The organism is Kitasatospora sp. NPDC001540 (assembly GCF_042894345.1).
Taxonomy (GTDB): domain Bacteria; phylum Actinomycetota; class Actinomycetes; order Streptomycetales; family Streptomycetaceae; genus Kitasatospora; species Kitasatospora phosalacinea_C.
This window is the reverse complement of sequence record NZ_JBIAVO010000029.1, coordinates 40,545-57,568: the sequence shown is the minus strand read 5'-3', so window position 1 is coordinate 57,568 and position 17,024 is coordinate 40,545. Positions and strand designations below refer to the sequence as shown.

Below are 17,024 nucleotides of genomic sequence, written 5' to 3'. Positions count from 1 at the left end.
CGCCGCCCCGGCGGCCGGCCGCTACTGCGGCAGCGCCCCGTCCCGGATCACCCGGGCGTACCAGTGCGCGCTGTCCTTGGGGGTGCGGCGCTGGCTGGCGAAGTCCACGTGCACGATGCCGAAGCGCTTGCTGTAGCCGTACGCCCATTCGTAGTTGTCGAGCAGCGACCACAGGAAGTAGCCACGGACGGGGGCGCCGTCGGCGATGGCGCGGTGCACGGCGGCGAGGTGGGCGTGCAGGTAGTCGATCCGCTCGGGGTCGTGGACGGCGCCGCTGGGGTCGGTGTAGTCCTCGTAGGCGGCGCCGTTCTCGGTGACCAGCAGCGGGACGCCGGGCAGGTCGTCGCGCAGCCGGGTGAGGAGTTCGTACAGGCCGTCGGCGTCGACCGGCCAGCCCATGGCGGTGCGGGTGCCGGGGGCGGGCAGGAAGCGGATGCCCTGGTCGGCGGGCCAGGGGCTGCCGCCCTGGTGGCCGTCGCCGCGCGGGCCGTCCTCGGCGGCCTCCGCGTGCTCCTCGGCGGCGACGACGGTGGGCGTGTAGTAGTTGATGCCCAGCGAGTCGACGGGGCGGGAGATCTCGGCGAGGTCGCCGTCGTGGACGAAGGACCAGTCGGTGACGTGAGCGGTGTCGGCGAGGACGTCCTCGGGGTAGCTGCCGCGGAACACCGGGTCGAGGAAGATCCGGTTGGCGAGGCCGTCGATCCGGCGGGCGGCGTCGAGGTCGGCGGGGTCGGTGGACAGCGGGCGGACGGCGGCCAGGTTGAGGGTGAGCGAGACCTGTGCGGTGTCGGGGAGTTCGGCGCGCAGCGCGGCGGTGCCGAGGCCGTGGGCCAGCAGCAGGTGGTGGTGGGCGGCCAGGGCGGCGGCGTGGTCGGTGCGGCCGGGGGCGTGGACGCCGTTGCCGTAGCCGAGGAAGGCGCTGCACCAGGGCTCGTTGAGGGTGGTCCAGGTGGGGATGCGGTCGCCGAGGCGGCGGGCGGCGATGCCCGCGTACTCGGCGAAGCGGTACGCGGTCCCGCGGTCGGTCCAGCCGCCCGCGTCCTCCAACTCCTGGGGCAGGTCCCAGTGGTAGAGGGTGGCGACGGGGGTGATCCCGGCGCCGAGGAGTTCGTCGACCAGGCGGTCGTAGAAGTCGAGTCCGGCCTCGTTGGCGGGGCCGCGGCCACCGGGCTGGACGCGCGGCCAGGCGAGCGAGAACCGGTAGGCGCGCAGGCCGAGTTCGGACATCAGGGCGACGTCCTCGCGGTAGCGGTGGTAGTGGTCGGCGGCGATGTCGCCGGTGTCGCCGTTGCGGACGGCGCCGGGGCGGCGGGCGAAGGTGTCCCAGATGGACGGGGTGCGGCCGTCCTGGTCGGCGGCGCCCTCGATCTGGTACGCGGCGGTGGCGGCGCCCCAGACGAATCCGGCCGGGAAGCGGGCGGGGGCGGGGGCGGAAGTGGTCACGGGAAGAGTCTCGACGGTCATGTCGCGTTCCATCCAAACGAGTTGAGGGTGTGTCATCCCATCGGGCGCCACGGCGCGTCAGCCCTTGACCGCGCCCTGCATGATGCCGCCGACGATCTGCCGGCCGAGCAGGCCGAACACCACCAGGACGGGCAGGGTGCCGATCAGGGTGCCGGCCATCACCACGGACTGGTCGGGGACGTAGCCCTGGCCGAGCGACTTCAACGCGACCTGGACGGTGGGGTTCTGGGAGCTGAGGGCGACGATCGGCCAGAAGAAGTCGTTCCAGGTGGCCATGAAGGTCAGCATGCCGAGCACGGCCATGCCGGGGCGGGCGACGGGCAGCACGACGGAGCGGAAGATCCGCAGCAGCGAGGCGCCGTCCATCCGTCCGGCTTCGACGAGTTCGTCCGGCAGCGCCTGCACCAGGTACTGGCGCATGAAGAAGACGCCGAACGCGGAGACCAGCGAGGGCAGGATCACCGAGGGCAGCTTGTTCTGCAGGTCGAGCTTGACGATCACCATGAACAGCGGGATCACGCCGAGCTGCGGCGGGATCATCATGGTGCCCACGGTGAGCGCGAGCAGCGCGCCGCGGCCGCGGAAGCGCAGCTTGGCGAAGGCGAACCCGGCGAGGGTGGAGGAGAGCACCACTCCGGCGGTGACCACGCTCGCCACGATCAGCGAGTTGAGCAGCGCCTTGCCGATCTCGGCCTGCTGCAGGGCTTCGCCGATGTTGTGGAACAGGTTCGGGCCGGGGGTCAACGCGGGTGTGGCGGCGCTGAGTTCGGAGTTGGAGCGGCTGGCGGCGACCAGCGTCCAGTAGAACGGGAAGACGGCGAGCAGGGTGGCGCCGATCAGCACCGCGTAGGCCAGCGGCCCGCCGTGCAGCGGGGAGCGCGCCTTGCGCGGGGAACTGCGCGGGGAACTGCGCTGCGCCGCAACGGACTTGTCGAGTACCTGGGTGGTCGCGTGGGTCATCGGGTCACCGGTCCGTACGGTTGCGGCGGGCGGCGATCGCCGCGTTGAGCAGGGCGAGCAGCACGATCAGCAGGAACATCACCCAGGCCACGGCCGCGGCCCGACCGAGGTGGAAGAACGTCCAGCCCTGCTCGTACAGGTACAGGCCGAGGGTCTGGTACTGGTGCGAGATGCCGCCGCCGGAGTTGCCCTCGTACAGCAGGGGTTCGCCGAACAGCTGGGTCGCGCCGATGGTGGAGACGACCACGGTGAAGACGATGGTGGGGCGCAGCCCGGGGATGGTGACGTGCCGGAACTGCTGCCAGCGCGAGGCACCGTCGACGGCCGCGGACTCGTACAGCTCGCCGGGAATGGACTGCATTCCGGCCAGGTAGATCAGGGCGTTGTAGCCGGTCCAGCGCCAGGTGACGATCGCGGAGACGCCGAACTGGGAGGCCCAGGTGTCGGCCTGCCAGTCGACCGGGTTCAACCCGATGCTGCTGAGCACCCAGTTGATCAACCCGTAGTCGCGTCCGAAGAGTTGGGCGAAGACCAGGGTCGCGGCGGCGACCGAGGTGGCGTACGGCATCAGCATCGCGACGCGGAAGAAGGTACGGCCGCGGAGCTTGTAGTTGAGCAGGTGGGCCAGGCCCAGGGCCATCAGCAGCTGCGGGACGGTGGAGAGCACGCCGATGGTGAAGGTGTTGCGCAGCGCGTTCCAGAAGAACGGGTCGGACAGCAGGCGGCTGTAGTTCTGGAGGCCGAGCCAGTCCATCCGGTCGGAGGTCTGCAGCTCGACCCGGTGCAGCGACACCCAGGCGGTGTACAGCAGCGGGAAGAGCCCGAACGCGGCGAACAGCCCGAAGAACGGGGCGAGGAAGCCGTACGGGGCGATCCGGCGGCGCAGTCGGCCGGGCCGCTCGGCGGGCCGGGCGGGTCCGCCGGGCTTCGCGGCGGGCAGCCGGGCGGTGGAGCTGAGGGCCATGGGCGGGGTCCTTCGACGGGGGCCGCCCGGCCCCGCCGCCACGGGGACGGCGGGGGCGGGCTGCCCGGGTTGACTACCTGAGCTGACGGTCCGTCAGTTGCCGTTGGCCTTCTTGACGTTGTCCAGGGCGTGCTTCCAGGCGGTGTCGGCCGCGGTGCCGGTGCGCTCGACCTCGCCGAGGGCGTCGGTGAACGCCTTGCCGATCACGCCGTCGTCGGTGCCGAGCACCTGGGCGGGCATCGCGTTGGCCGACTCGCTGAAGATCTGGCCGATCGGCGCGTTGTTGAAGTACGGGTCGGTGACGTCCTTGATGGTCTGCTGCGCGCCCGTCGAGGACGGGAAGGAGCCCTGCTTGGTGAAGAGGGTGGCCTGCTGCTCCTTGGCGGTCAGCCACTTGATCAGCTCGGCGGCCTCCTTGGGGTGCTTGGCGGTGCGCGGGACGGTCAGGTAGGAGCCGCCCCAGTTGCCGGTCTTGCCGGGGCCGGGGGCGATGTCCCACTTGCCCGCGCCCGCGTCGCCGGCCTGGCCCTTGATGTAGCCGATCATCCAGGCGGGGCAGGAGAGGGTGGCGAACTTGCCGGTGGAGAAGGCCTTGTTCCACTCGGGGGTCCACTGGGCGAGCTTGGCGGACAGGCCGTCGGCGACGAGCGCGGTGGCGTCGGTCCACGCGGTCTTCACGGCCGGGCTGCTGTCGTACACGGCCTTGCCGGACTCGTCGGAGTAGCGGACCTTCTGCTGGCCGACCTCGGCGGTGAACATGCCCGCGGCGCTGTCGGTCCAGGCGTTGCCCGCCTCGGCCTTGGCGGCGTACTGCTTGCCGAGGTCGAGGTAGCCCTGCCAGGTGGACCACTTCTGCGCGAGCTCGGTGCGGTCGGTGGGCAGCCCGGCGGCCTTGAACAGGTCGGTGCGGTAGCAGATCGCCTCGGGACCGATGTCGGTGCCCGCGCCGAGGACCTTGCCGTCCGCGGTCTTGACCGCGGCGCCCTTCCAGGCGACCAGGCCGTCGTTGACGTCGCCGATGCCGAGGGTCTTGAGGTCGGTGAACTTGTCGGCCTGCTTCTGCACCACACTGGCCACCCGGCCGACCTCCAGGCCCTGGATGTCGGCGAGGCCGCCGCCGCCCGCGAGCTTGGTCTGCAGCGCCTGCCAGTACTGGCCCTCGTCCTGGGTGTCGGTCTGCTTGATGGTGACGTTCGGGTGGAGCTTCATGTACTCGTCGTAGAGCCCGGCCTCCTTGAACCCGAAGGTGCCGAACAGGTCCACTGTGATGGTCACCTTGCCGTCGGCGGAGTCCTTGGACCCGCTGCCGCCGGAGCTGCAGGCGCTGAGCAGGAGCGCGGTGGCGAGGACGGTGCTGCCCAGGACAGCGGTGGAGCGGCGGACTCTCGGGGTAGCCATGCGAATGCCTCCAGGCGGGGCGGGAGCGTGGGTGGAGTGCAGAAGAGGAAACGGTGCCGACCGGCGGACGCCCAATTTCTGAGAGCGCTCTCAACCGATGCCGAGAGACTGCCGGGGCGGAAGTTCGCCCGTCAAGCCCTCGAAACCTGAACGTAATCTCCGAGCGATGCCGACCTGGGCTTTCGTTTCCTGAACGCATCAGTCTGTGTCGGGGCGGTTGACACCCCTTCGGGCCCACCAATACGGTCCGCTGGCTGAGAGCGCTCTCATAAGGCCCCACCCGCCCCCACTCAAGGTGGACACGATCATGAAGCTCCGCTCCCTGCGCGGTCCCACGACCGCCCTGACCACCCTGGCGCTGGCCGCCGCGGCCACGCTGACGGCGGCCCTGGGCGCCGGCAGCGCCTCCGCCGCCACCGTCCGGGTCGGGCTCGGCGGCTACACCGACACCCGCCCGGCCGGCACGGTCGGCCCGAGCAACTCCGACGGCGCGCCGGTCACCCCCAAGGTCACCGCGCGGATGGCCGGGCAGGCCGCCCCGACCAACGACTGGTGGTCCTCGCTGATCTACCAGCGCTACGCGGGCAACCCGTACTCGGAGAACCTCTACGCCCACCCGATGACCTTCAAGGCCCAGGCCGCGGGCCTGGAGGTCGGCTACCCCACCGCGCCGACCGTCACCTCCGACGGCCGCCAGTACGACTACACCCACACCCGGGACCTCACCCTCGGCGTGGCCGGCCTGAACTCCCCCGACACCAAGGTCGACGGCTGGTCCGACTGGACGGTCACCCCGTACTGGGCGGACGGCGCGCACACCTTCAGCGCCACCGTCGGCCACGGCCTGCCGTACGTGTACGCGCACGCCACCGGCGGCGCCGCGCAGGTCACCACCGCCTCGGCGCCCACCGTCTTCAGCAACCAGGGCAGCGTGCTCGGCATCACCGTGGGCGGCCACAACTACGGCCTGTTCGCGCCCACCGGCAGCAGCTGGAGCGTCAACGGCACCACCCTGACCGCGAACCTCGGCAGCAAGGACTACTACTCGGTCGCCCTGCTGCCCTCCACCGCCGACCTGGCGCAGTTCCGCGGCTACGCCTACAACTTCGTCACCGACACCAAGGTCGGCTGGAGCTACGACCAGGCCGCGGGCAGGCTCACCACCACCTTCACCGCCACCACCACCGCCCAGGAGGGCACCGGCACCGGCACCCTGCTCGCGCTCTACCCGCAGCAGTGGCAGGCCACCCCGGACGCCCTCACGACGCTGGGCTACGTCTCGCCGCGCGGCCCCATGAAGGTCCGCCAGGGCTCGTCCTTCTCCACCGTGCAGACCGTCACCGGCGTGCTGCCCTCGCTGCCCGACGCCGGTGCGTACGACCGCGCCGCGCTGGACGCCTCCCTGCACCAGGTCTCCGACGCGAGCGACCCGTTCAACGGCGCCACCGACACCTACTGGGTCGGCAAGGCGCTCGGCCGGATGGCCCAACTGGTGCCCATCGTCGACCAGTTGGGTGACACCGCGGCCCGCGACAAGCTGCTCGGGCTGATGAAGGGCAAGCTGCAGACCTGGTTCGCGGGCACCGGCTCACCCGGCTTCGCGTACGACTCCACCTGGAAGACCCTGATCGGCTACCCGGCCTCCTACGGCACCGACGCCGAACTCAACGACCACCACTTCCACTACGGCTACTTCGTGCAGGCCGCCGCCACCGTCGCCCGCTACGACACCGCCTGGGCGGCGGACAGCCAGTGGGGCGGCATGGTCAAGCTGCTGGCCAAGGACGCCGCCAACACCGACCGCACCGACGCCCGATTCCCCTGGCTGCGCAACTTCGACCCGTACGAGGGCCACGGCTGGGCCTCCGGCCACGCCGGGTTCGCCGCGGGCAACAACGAGGAGTCCTCCTCGGAGTCGCTGAACTTCAGCGCCGGACTGCTGCTGTTCGGCGCCGCGACCGGCGACACCTCGCTGCGCGACCTCGGCGTCTACCTGTACACCACCGAGGCCAACTCCGTTCAGCAGAACTGGTTCGACGCCGACCACCAGGTCTTCCCGTCCTCCTTCCAGCACTCCACCGTCGGCATGGTCTGGGGCTCCGGCGCCGCCTACTCCACCTGGTGGACGGCCGCGCCCGGCATGATCCACGGCATCAACTTCCTCCCCGTCACCTCGGGTTCGCTCTACCTGGCCCGCCGCAAGGACGACCTGGCCGCCAACCTGGCCGAGCTGAAGGCCAACAACGGCGGCGCGTTCACCGACTGGCGCGACCTGCTGTGGGAGGCCGAGGCCCTCACCAACCCGGCTGCGGCGAAGGCCGATTGGGACGCCGGGAACGGCGGCTACACCCCCGAGGAGGGCGAGTCCAAGGCCCACACCTACCACTGGATCTACAACCTGGCGACCCTCGGCACCCTGGACCCGGCGACCACCGCCGACACCCCCACCGCCGCGGTCTTCGTCAACGGCACCACCCGCACCCACGTGGCGCACAACTACACCACCGCCGCCCGCACCGTGCGCTTCTCCGACGGCTACACCCTGACCGTCCCGGCCCGCTCCACCGCCTCCGAACGCGGCACCAAGCCCGACGGCGGCACCGGCGGCGCCACCAACTCGCCCTCCCCGTCCGCCTCTCCGTCCCCGTCCCCGTCCGCGTCCGCCTCCGCGTCCCCCTCCCCCTCGGCCTCCTCCACCGCCCCGCAGACCCGCGCCAACACCCTCTACCTGCAGCCCGACGGCGCCCTCACCACCGCCTACGGCAGCGGCGCGACCAGCAGCACCATCGCCTCCGGCGGCGGCGCCAACCACGACGGCACGCCCTACCAGCCGCTGACGTACACCATCGGCCACCTCACCGGCACCCTCCGCCCCGGCGGCAGCACCGACTTCGACCTGTACGTGGACGCGGGCTCCACCGTCGCCCTCGCCCAACAGGCCCGCGTCTCCTACGACTTCGACGGCAACGGCACCATCGACCGGACCGAGACCTACCGCTACTTCGCCACCGACCCCGTCCCCGGCTGGGAGCGCTACGGCGCGGCCGCCGCGGGCCTGCAGGCCAGCACCGGCGCCCCGCTCACCAACCTGAGCAACGGCACCGTCAAGGTCGAGGTCTGGCCCGCCCTCGGCAACGCCACGGCCCAACTGCGCACCGGCGCCACGCAGTCCCAGGGCAGCGCCTCCGTGCTGCGGATCCCCTTCGACTGACCCGCCCCTCCCACCGGCCCGCCCGGCCCGCAGCGGAACCCGACACGTCCGCCGCGCGGCCGGGCGGGCCGCCCTCACAACGCGGCCGGGCTCCAGAGCGGCACGGGCCGCCCACGAAGACGACCCGCCCCGCGTGGACCTCCGCGTAGCGCCGGTGGTCCGCCGGGAAGTCGATCCGCACCCCTGCCGCGACCGCCACCGCGACCGCCACCGCACCGCCACCGCCACCGGGGCGCCCTGCTGCCCGGCGCCGCCCCCGGCAGCCTGCACTGGGCGAACTTCCCTGATCCGGCCGTCAGTTACCGCGTCACCGACTGTCCACCAACAGAACCGCCCTAGGAACCGCCCGCCCGCCGCGGGGGGCGTAGGGTCGGCACCGATGGACACGGCACCGCCCGCCCAGGCCCCCGCCCACCACCCCGACGGCCGACTCGACGTCGACGCCGACACCGTGCGCGCCCTGCTCCGCGAACAGCACCCGGATCTCGCCGAGTTGACGCTGCGCCGGGTCGAGGGCGGCTGGGGCAACCGGATGTGGCGGCTCGGCGAGGAGCACGCCGTCCGGCTCCCCCGGGACAGGCACACGCCCGCCTGCCTGGCCAACGAGACCCGCTGGTTGCCCGAGTTGGCGCCGCGCCTGCCGCTGCCCGTCCCGGTGCCTCGGCGCGACGGCCTGCCGGGCGCCGGGTACCCGTACCCGTGGGCGGTGTTCTCCTGGGTGCCCGGCGAGCCCGCCGACCACGCCCCGGTCGCCCCCGAGCACGGGCCGCGCTCCGCCGAGGCCCTCGCCGACTTCCTGCTGGCCCTGCACCGCCCGGCCCCCGCCGACGCGCCCGCCACCACCCCGCGCTGCGGCCCGCTCGCCCCGCTCGCCGCCGACGTCGAACGCCGGATCGCCGAGTTCGAGCGGACCCTGCACGCCCTCGCCCCCGGCGTCCGCGCCGAGGAGCTGCGGGCGGTGTGGACGGACGCGCTGGCCGCCCCCGCCTGGAGCGGCCCGCCGGTGTGGCTGCACTCCGACCTGCACCCGGCGAACGTCGTGGTGGTCGACGGCGCGCTCGGCGGGATCGTCGACTTCGACTCCCTCGGCACCGGCGACCCCGCCTGCGACCTCTCCGCCGCCTGGCTGCTCCTCCCGCCCGGCGCCGACCGCCACTGCCTCGACCGCTGGCGCGCCGCCCAGCCCGCCGGGCAGCGGGACGCCACCGCGGCCACCGTCCGCCGCGCCCGCGGCTGGGCCGTCCTGCGCGCCCTGGTCCTGCTCGGCATCGGCCACGCGGGCCTGCACGGCCTCCCGGGCGGCAAACCCACCTGGGGCCCGGCCGGACGGGCCGCCCTGGACGCCGTCCTGGCCCACTTCCGGCACCCCGACGGCTGAACGCGCCCACCGGCAGCCGCAGCCCACCGGCAGCCGCAGCCCACCCGCGGGCCCGGCGCCACCCGCCGTCAGAGGGTGGCGGCGCGCAGCACGATCAGGGCGACGGAGACCACGGTGAGGACCGCCGCCGGGGGCGCGCCCTTGAAGTCGCCGACGCGCAGGTGGGAGGCGACCGCCCCGGCGAAGTAGAGCGTCAGGCCGATCGCGGCGGCGATCCCGACGGGCGCCCACCGGAGTCCGGCGACCGCACCTGCCGCGCCCGCGATCTGAGCGCCGATCAGGAGGGCCATCATGCTCTGCGGCACCCCGAGCGTCGACATCTGCTCGGTGATGTGGCGCGTCCGCAGGGACTTGGCCCCGGCCGACACCAGGAGGAGCGCCGACATGAACACGGTGACGACGACAAGGGAGACGAACACGGCTGAAACCTCAATCATGCGAGATGCGGGCAGAAGACGTGCGCACCTCGACGACGATAGGCGGCCGTCAGGTACCTCCAGGTAACCTTCGGGGCCATGAGCCTGCGCCCCGGAATCGTCTTCCTCGCCGACTGTCCCGCTCTCCTGGCCATGGAGATCATCGCCAGCAAGTGGTCCATGGTCACGCTCTTCGCGCTGACCGACGGCCCGTTGCGCCACGGCGAGCTGGTCGAGCTGAGCGGCGGCATCTCGCGCAAGGTCCTGACCCAGACGCTGCGCCGGCTCCAGGCGAACGGGCTCGTCGAGCGGCACGCGTACGCCGAGGCGCCGCCGCGCGTGGAGTACTGCCTGACCGATCTCGGGCGAACCCTGGAGGAGCCCATCAGGATGCTCACCGCATGGGCGCGGGAGAACGGCGAGGCGGTCGTCAGCTTCCGGGAGGCAGCCGAGGCGGCCAGGACCGCCGAGGCGGATCAGGCGGCCCCGGAGAGGACCCCGCCTGCCCGGTGAAGCCCCCTCCCCGGTGAAGCCCCCTCCCGGTGAAGGCCTCGCCCGCCGACAAGGACCCGAGCCGTTTCCGATCATCCGCTTCGGTGCCCGCCCGACCGGGAGGGCGGACTCGACCCCGCGATCACCGAACGCGATCGAGCGACAGCCGCTCAGGCCGACTCCCGCACCACCAGGTGGGTCGGAATGATCACCGACGACGGCGCCGACGCCCCCGGGTCGTTGAGCCGTCGCAGCAGCAGCCGCGTCATCAACCGCCCCATCTCCTCGATCTCCTGCCGGATCGTGGTCAGCCTCGGCTCCGTCCAGGCCGCGACCGACTCGACGTCGTCGAAGCCCACCACCGCGACGTCCTCCGGCACCCGCCGCCCGGCCGCCCGCAGCACCCGGATCGCGCCGGAGGCCATCACGTCGGAGGCCACGAACACCGCGTCCAGGTCCGGTCGCCTGGCGAGGAGCTCGCTCATGCCCCGGATGCCGCCGTCGGCGGTGAAGTCGCCGACCGCGATCAGGTCCTCGTCCCCGTCGGGGAGCAGGTCGCGGTAGCCGTCGAGGCGGTCGATGGAGGAGGTCTGGTCGAGCGGGCCGGTGATGGTGGCGATGCGCTCGCGGCCGATGGAGCGCAGGTGCTGGACGGCGAGCCGGGCGCCGCCGCGGTTGTCGTTGTCGACGTAGACCAGGTCGCGGTCGGACTCTGCGCCGGGCCAGCCGGGGCGGCCGCCGATGACGAAGGGCAGGCCGAGGCGGTGCACCGTCTCGGGGGTGGGGTCGGAGCGGTGCAGCGAGAACAGCAGGACGCCGTCGACGTGGCCGCCGGACAGGTAGCGGCCGATCCGCTCGTGGTCCCGCTCGTCCTCGGCCAGCAGCAGCACCATCTGGTTGTCGGCGGCGGCCAGTTCGCGGCTGATGCCGCGCAGGTGCTGGGCGAAGAACGGGTCGGAGAAGAACCGCGCCTCCGGTTCGGCGATGACCACGGCGATCGCCCGGTTGCGCCGGGTGACCAGGGTGCGGGCGGCCAGGTTGGGGACGTAGCCGAGTTCCGCGACGGCCCGTTCGACCTTCTCGCGCAGCGCCGCCCGTACGCCCGCGCCGCCGTTGACCACCCGGGAGGCGGTGGCCCGGGAGACGCCGGCCAGTTCGGCCACCGACTCCAGGGTCGGACGCCCGCCCGTTCCCGCTTCGGACTCGGTCACCCGGGGCTCCTCTCCACCGTCCGCGCGCACAGCCGCACGCACGTGATCGCGTTCCTGCTGCGAGCAGCCTAGCCGCCCGCCGCTCCGCCCGGAGAGCGCTCTCAGAAACCGGACGGCCGCGCGCCACCGGCCTCGGTCACACCGTGACCACCTGCCGCTCCCCCGCCTCCACGGCGATCTCCAGCCGGTTGCCGGGCGGCGGGAACGGGCAGATGAAGTGGTCGGCGAACGCGCAGGGCGGCAGGAACGCCCGGTTGAAGTCGAGCACGGTGTGCCCGTCGGCGTCCGGCGCGGGCAGCGTGAGGAAGCGGAAGCGGTACGTCTCCCGGCCGCTGGTGCCGTCCGCGATGACGCCGCTGAGCGGCCCGGCCGAGCCGTCGGGCGCACCGGTGCCGCTGACGGTGAGCGTGTGCGGCCGCCCGGCCAGGGTGAACGCGACCTGCCCGGCGACGGTGAGCGGGCGGGCCCTGCCGTCGGCGTTCTCCACCAGCAGGGCCTGCGCGCCGTCCGCGAAGGGGGTGAACACGGCGGGCACCGCCCAGTCGGGGGCGTACGGGTAGACCGAGATGCCCGCGAACGCGGCGCGGGCGGGGGCGTCGGGGTCGAAGACCCGCAGGGCGAGTTCGCCCTCCCGCTCGATCGGGACCAGCCGCTTGTCGCCCAGGACGGCGTTCTGCGGGTGCCGGTCGGTGTCGGGGCGCAGCGCGAGGCGGCCGGTCGCCTCGCGGCCCGCCCCCTCGCCCTCGACGTGGACGCCGTCCCCGGTGCGCAGTTCGGCGCAGACCGCGCCGTCCTCGGCCCACCAGCGGCCGGGCAGGCCGGGGATCTCGGCGGGGGCGGGCTCCAGCCAGTGGGTGCCGGTCAGGGCCAGCGGTCCGTGCGGCGCGCCGACCGCGGCGCTCCGGGCCTCCGTCCAGCGCTGCCAGGCTTCGGCTGCGGTGTCGGTCATCGGTCTGCCTCCCAAGTCGCTCTGTTCTCCGGCCACTTCCGCCGGTGGCTCGGTCAGGTCACCACCCCCGTGCCCCGCGGGCCCGTTCAGGGTCGGGCGAGCGGGCGGAACAGTCCCTCCTGCATCACCGAGACCACCAACTGCCCCTGGCGGTCGTAGATCTCGCCGCGGGCCAGGCCGCGCGCGCCGTGCGCGATCGGCGACTCCTGCCGGTAGAGCAGCCAGTCGTCGGCGCGGAACGGGCGGTGGAACCACATCGCGTGGTCCAGCGAGGCCATGTCGAAGTTCCGTTCGCCCCACAGCGGTTCGACGGGGGCGCGGACGGCGTCCAGCAGCGTCATGTCGCTGGCGTAGGTGAGCGCGCAGACGTGGATCAGCGGGTCGTCGGGCAGCGCGCCGTTGGTGCGCAGCCACACGCCGCTGCGGGCCTCGACGCCGTCGAGCTCCTCGCGCGTCCACTTCAGCCGGTCCACGTAGCGGATGTCGAAGGGCTGGCGGCGGCTGATGAACGGGGGCAGCTCGCCGAGCCGGGCGCCGACCTCGTCCAGCGCGCTGGGCAGGCTCTCCGGGTCGGGGACGTCCGGCATCGGGAACTGGTGCTCGATGCCGCCGGGCTCGGGCCGGTGGAAGTCGGCGGTGAGCGCGAAGATCGTCCGCCCGCCCTGGATGGCGAGCACCCGGCGGGTGGTGAACGAACGACCGTCCCTGGTCCGTTCGACCTGGTAGACGATCGGCACGCCGGGGACGCCGGGGCGCAGGAAGTACGCGTGCAGCGAGTGCACCGGCCGGTCCTCCTCGACCGTCCGGCCCGCGGCGACCAGCGCCTGCCCGGCCACCTGCCCGCCGAAGGTGCGCTGCAGCGACTCCTCCGGACTGCGGCCGCGGAAGATGTTCAGCTCGATCCGTTCCAGGTCGAGCAGGTCGACGAGCTGGTCGACGGGGGTTCCCATGTATCGCTCCCTCTCCGAACGTCCGGGCGGACGGCCGACGGGCAGGGGTGTGCCGCCGAACGCCTCGTCCGTCCAGCACAAGTCTCCGCGCCCGCCGGGCATTCCCGCCCTCCGGCACGCGGGCCCCGACTATCCCAGCCCCGACTGCCGGACGGTGACGTTCAGCCGCCCGGTCAGCCCCAGCTCCGGATCGGCCGTGCCCGGCAGCGTCCGCACCACCCCGTGGTACGCGAACCGGCTCTCCCCGCCGAACACCAGCAGGTCACCGCTGCACAGCCGCAGGTCCGTCCACGGCCGCCCCCGCCCCTCCGCGTTCCCCAGCCGGAACACGCACTCGTCCCCCAGCGACAGCGACACCACCGGCGCGTCCACCCGCTCCTCCCGGTCCTGGTGCAGCCCCATCCGCGCCCCGTGCGGGTAGTGGTTCACCAGCGCGACGTCCGGCGCGAACCCCGCCGCCCCCGCCACCTCGCCCACCCGCTCCCCGTACGCCTCCGCCACCGCCCGCCGCGCCAACTCCCCCAACCACTCCGGGAACGGCTTCACCGGCGCCCCGTCCCCGTCCACCACGGTGCGCGCGTAGCCGTACGGGTACCAGTGCCACCCCAGGCACACCGTCCGCACCGACATCACCCCGCCCCCGGGCAGCACCACCCCCCGCATCCCCGCCGGCGGCCGCGCCCACTCCCGGCACGCCGCGACCAGCTCCCGCTGCTCCCCGGCCGACAGCCACTCCGGCAGCAGCACGACACCGTCCGCGGGCTCCTCACGCCCGCGCCCGAACAACTCCCCGACGAACACCCCGCCACCACGCATCCCCCCATGCTGCCACCCACCTCCCACACCCCAGCCCGCCGCAGGCGCCTCCCCTCCCCCACATGCGCCCACCGCCCTCCCGTCGGACCCTGGTGTGGGGGTGTCCCCGCCCGGAGGAGGTTGCCCGATGCATCCGCTGGAGTTCCGCGTGGTCGACCTTCCCGCGTCCTCCCTGCACAAGTCCGCGGTGCTGGTGCTCGGGCAGTACCGCTCGGTGCTGGTCGGTACGGGGCTGCGGCTCTCGGACGGGCGGCGGCTGGTCCGGGAGGTCGAGCGTTCGGGGCGGCGGCTGAGCGCCGTCCTGGTGCCCCACCACGCGCCGGACTGCTGGCTGGCGGCGGAGGTGCTGCGCGACGCGTTCCCGGAGGCCCGTTTCCTCGCCCCGGCCCCGGTCCGCGACCGGATCGAGCGCGAGCACCTCGCGGTCCGCGCCGCGTGGGCCGGTCTCGGGGACGAACTCCCGTCCCGCCTGGTCGCGCTGGAGCCGCTGGAGGGTGGCGCCGTCGAACTGGAGGACCACCGGCTGGAGCTGCGCGGGGCGTCCCTGGGGCTGCCCGACCTGCACTACCTGTGGGAGCACCGCAGCCGGACGCTGCTCGGCGGCCCGCTGCTCTGGCTGAACGTGCACCCGTGGCTGGCCGCGACCCCGCTGGCCCCGCAGCGCGAGGCGTGGATCGACCTGCTGGACGAGATGGCGGCGCTGGAGCCGCTGCTCGCCGTCCCGGGCCACCGCCACCTGACCACCCCCGTGCCCGAGGACGCCGCGGCCCCCGACCCGATCGCCTGGACCGGCGACTACCTGCGGGCGTTCACCACCGAACTCGGCAAGCCGGTCGACCCGGACGCGGTCACCGCCGCCCTGCTGCACCGCTACCCGTCCGCCGCGCTGCCCTCCGCCGTCGCCCCGGCCGTCCGGGCCGCCCGCGGCGAACCCGCCGCCGCCTGAGCGCCTCCCGGATCCGAACCCCCCCCTGACCGCCCGTCACCCCGCTTCCCGACTGTACCTACTGGTATGTACAGTGCCGCCGTGACCCCGAACGCGAACGCCACCACCGCCGACCGCCTCGTCGAAGCCACCCGCGAACTCCTCTGGGAGCGCGGCTACACCGGCACCAGCCCGAAGGCCATCCAGCAGCGCGCGGGCGCCGGGCAGGGCAGCATGTACCACCACTTCGCGGGCAAGCCCGACCTCGCCCTCGCCGCCATCACCCGCACCGCCGGGGAGCTGCGCGCCCGCGCCGACGGACTGCTGTCCGGCCCGGGCACGGCGGTCGAGCGGATCGCCGCGTACCTGCGCCGCGAGCGCGACGTGCTGCGCGGCTGCCCGGTCGGGCGGCTGACCCAGGACCCGGAGGTGATGGCCGACCCGGTGCTGCGCGCCCCGGTCGAGCAGACCCTCGGCTGGCTGCGCGGGCGGCTCGCGGAGGTGCTGGCGGAGGGGCGGGCGAACGGGGAGCTGCCGCCCTCCCTCGACCCGTCCGACACGGCCGCGACCGTGGTCGCCGTCCTGCAGGGCGGCTACGTGCTGGCCCGCGCGGCGGGCGACCCCGGCCCGTTCGACCAGGCGGTCACCGGCCTGCTCGCCCTCCTCCCCCCGACCCGCTGACACCCCCCGACACCTCCCCGAAGGACGGCCCGTGCTCGCCAAGCAGTACGAGATCACCCTGCCCGCCGACTACGACCTCGACGTGATCCGCCGCCGGATCGAGGCGGGCGCCCCGCTCCTGGACGACCGCCCGGGGCTGGGCTTCAAGGCCTGGCTGCTGCGCGAGCGCGGCGCGGACGGCTCGCCGGTCAACCAGTACGCGCCGTTCTACGTGTGGCGCTCGGACGGCGCGGCGGCCCGTTTCCTGGTCGGCGGCGGCGGCTTCGAGAACATCGTCCGGGACTTCGGGCGCCCGACCGTCCACCACTGGACGGTCCTCGCGCACTTCTCCGGCCCGGCCCGCGCCGCCGTCCCCGCCCCGCCCGTCGCGACCCGCCGCCTGACCCCCGTCCCCGTGACGCAGGACCCGGCGGGCCTGGCCGCGCACGTGGACGGCGAGGTGGAGCAGCTGCGCGAACTGGCCCGCCGCCCCGGTGCGCACACCGCCGTCCTGGCCCTCGACCCGGCCCGCTGGGAGCTCCTGCGCTTCGTCCTGTGGGCCGACGGCCCCCGGGACGACCCGGCGGCGACCCCGTTCGCCGTCCCGCACCTGTCCGCCCCGGAGCTGTCCGCCCTCCCGGAGGGGCGCGTCTGGTGACCGGTGGCCGGGGCGGCCCGACTACAGCATCCCGATCTCCCGCGCGCACCCGCCCCAGGCCTGCCAGCCCTGGAGGCGCAGGATCTCCTCGCCGACGGTGATCTGCTGGCGCCGGCCCGCGTGGTCGGGCCGGTCGGCGTAGCGCAGGCCCCCGGCCTCGCGCCAGGTGGGCGGCCAGATCTGCAGGCCGCCGTAGTAGCCGTTCCCGGTGTCGGCCTGCCAGTCGCCGTCGCTCTCGCAGTCGGCGAGCCGGTCCCACACCAGGTCGGACGTGCTCTGGCGGGCGGCGGCGGGCGTACCGGCGGTCAGGGCGACGGCGGCGGGGAGCAGCAGGCCGAGCACGGCCAGCCCCCGTCCGTACGAGCGAGGTATCCGCATCCCCCGACGCTACGCACGGTGCCCGCCGCCCCACCCTCCGGACGCCGCCGAGCGGGTGGCGCCCCCGCGACGGCCTCGGGCCCCGGACCGCCCCGGGTCCGGAACGGCCCCGCTCCGGGAACGGCGGAAGCCGCCGCCCCACGGCCGGGGGCGGCGGCTTCACGCCGACAGGGTGGGATCGACGGGCGATCCCG

Annotated in this window: 16 protein-coding genes; 6 read left to right on the top strand and 10 right to left on the bottom strand. The window is 73.8% G+C overall.

Annotation, left to right across the window (positions count from 1 at the left end):
* Positions 1–21: 21 nt before the first annotated feature.
* The 4 genes from ACFY00_RS28150 to ACFY00_RS28135 form a co-directional block, all read right to left on the bottom strand.
* Positions 22–1,464 (bottom strand): GH1 family beta-glucosidase, encoded by a 1,443-nt coding sequence (locus tag ACFY00_RS28150; RefSeq protein ID WP_388034365.1) that lies wholly within the window; start codon positions 1,462–1,464, stop codon positions 22–24.
* A gap of 57 nt (positions 1,465–1,521) precedes the next feature.
* Positions 1,522–2,424: a carbohydrate ABC transporter permease gene (locus ACFY00_RS28145; protein WP_388034363.1), complete on the bottom strand. Its 903-nt coding sequence runs from the start codon at positions 2,422–2,424 to the stop codon at positions 1,522–1,524.
* A 4-nt stretch (positions 2,425–2,428) separates the two neighbouring features.
* On the bottom strand, positions 2,429–3,388 hold the full coding sequence (locus ACFY00_RS28140; protein ID WP_388034361.1) for a carbohydrate ABC transporter permease: 960 nt from the start codon (positions 3,386–3,388) through the stop codon (positions 2,429–2,431).
* A 93-nt stretch (positions 3,389–3,481) separates the two neighbouring features.
* Positions 3,482–4,786 carry an extracellular solute-binding protein gene (locus ACFY00_RS28135; RefSeq protein ID WP_388034359.1) on the bottom strand — a complete coding sequence of 435 codons (1,305 nt, stop codon included), beginning with the start codon at positions 4,784–4,786 and terminating at the stop codon, positions 3,482–3,484.
* 307 nt (positions 4,787–5,093) lie between these two features.
* Between ACFY00_RS28135 and ACFY00_RS28130 the strand changes: the two genes are divergently transcribed.
* Together ACFY00_RS28130 and ACFY00_RS28125 are read left to right on the top strand one after the other, a co-directional pair.
* Positions 5,094–7,997 (top strand): glycosyl hydrolase, encoded by a 2,904-nt coding sequence (locus ACFY00_RS28130; protein ID WP_388034357.1) that lies wholly within the window; start codon positions 5,094–5,096, stop codon positions 7,995–7,997.
* A gap of 379 nt (positions 7,998–8,376) precedes the next feature.
* Entirely contained in the window at positions 8,377–9,375 is a 999-nt protein-coding gene (locus ACFY00_RS28125) for an aminoglycoside phosphotransferase family protein (protein WP_388034355.1), read from the top strand.
* Positions 9,376–9,443: 68 nt separating this feature from the next.
* On the opposite strand, the gene ACFY00_RS28120 is transcribed toward ACFY00_RS28125, so the two are convergent.
* A complete protein-coding gene (locus ACFY00_RS28120; protein ID WP_388034353.1) occupies positions 9,444–9,794 on the bottom strand; it encodes a DoxX family protein in 351 nt (116 codons plus the stop codon).
* Between the two features lie 96 nt (positions 9,795–9,890).
* Between ACFY00_RS28120 and ACFY00_RS28115 the strand changes: the two genes are divergently transcribed.
* Positions 9,891–10,304, top strand: a complete 414-nt coding sequence (locus ACFY00_RS28115; RefSeq protein WP_388034351.1) for a winged helix-turn-helix transcriptional regulator — start codon at positions 9,891–9,893, stop codon at positions 10,302–10,304.
* A gap of 149 nt (positions 10,305–10,453) precedes the next feature.
* Here the strand turns inward: ACFY00_RS28115 and ACFY00_RS28110 are convergent, their stop codons facing one another.
* The 4 genes from ACFY00_RS28110 to ACFY00_RS28095 form a co-directional block, all read right to left on the bottom strand.
* Positions 10,454–11,494, bottom strand: a complete 1,041-nt coding sequence (locus ACFY00_RS28110) for a LacI family DNA-binding transcriptional regulator (RefSeq protein ID WP_388034349.1) — start codon at positions 11,492–11,494, stop codon at positions 10,454–10,456.
* A 136-nt stretch (positions 11,495–11,630) separates the two neighbouring features.
* Complete coding sequence (locus ACFY00_RS28105) at positions 11,631–12,443, bottom strand: DUF1684 domain-containing protein (RefSeq protein ID WP_388034347.1); 813 nt, start codon at positions 12,441–12,443, stop codon at positions 11,631–11,633.
* 86 nt (positions 12,444–12,529) lie between these two features.
* The gene (locus ACFY00_RS28100) at positions 12,530–13,393 is read right to left on the bottom strand and encodes an acyl-CoA thioesterase (protein WP_388034345.1); all 864 of its coding nucleotides are present in this window, start codon (positions 13,391–13,393) and stop codon (positions 12,530–12,532) included.
* A gap of 129 nt (positions 13,394–13,522) precedes the next feature.
* Entirely contained in the window at positions 13,523–14,209 is a 687-nt protein-coding gene (locus tag ACFY00_RS28095) for an alpha-ketoglutarate-dependent dioxygenase AlkB family protein (protein ID WP_388034344.1), read from the bottom strand.
* Between the two features lie 127 nt (positions 14,210–14,336).
* Between ACFY00_RS28095 and ACFY00_RS28090 the strand changes: the two genes are divergently transcribed.
* The 3 genes from ACFY00_RS28090 (at position 14,337) to ACFY00_RS28080 (ending at position 16,452) form a co-directional block, all read left to right on the top strand.
* Positions 14,337–15,155, top strand: coding sequence for an MBL fold metallo-hydrolase (locus ACFY00_RS28090; RefSeq protein ID WP_388034342.1), 819 nt, complete (start codon positions 14,337–14,339; stop codon positions 15,153–15,155).
* A gap of 66 nt (positions 15,156–15,221) precedes the next feature.
* Positions 15,222–15,815 (top strand): TetR/AcrR family transcriptional regulator, encoded by a 594-nt coding sequence (locus tag ACFY00_RS28085; RefSeq protein WP_388034340.1) that lies wholly within the window; start codon positions 15,222–15,224, stop codon positions 15,813–15,815.
* A 31-nt stretch (positions 15,816–15,846) separates the two neighbouring features.
* Positions 15,847–16,452, top strand: coding sequence for a DUF4865 family protein (locus ACFY00_RS28080; protein ID WP_388034338.1), 606 nt, complete (start codon positions 15,847–15,849; stop codon positions 16,450–16,452).
* 21 nt (positions 16,453–16,473) lie between these two features.
* On the opposite strand, the gene ACFY00_RS28075 is transcribed toward ACFY00_RS28080, so the two are convergent.
* The gene (locus ACFY00_RS28075; protein WP_388034337.1) at positions 16,474–16,830 is read right to left on the bottom strand and encodes a transglycosylase family protein; all 357 of its coding nucleotides are present in this window, start codon (positions 16,828–16,830) and stop codon (positions 16,474–16,476) included.
* Positions 16,831–17,024 lie beyond the last annotated feature (194 nt).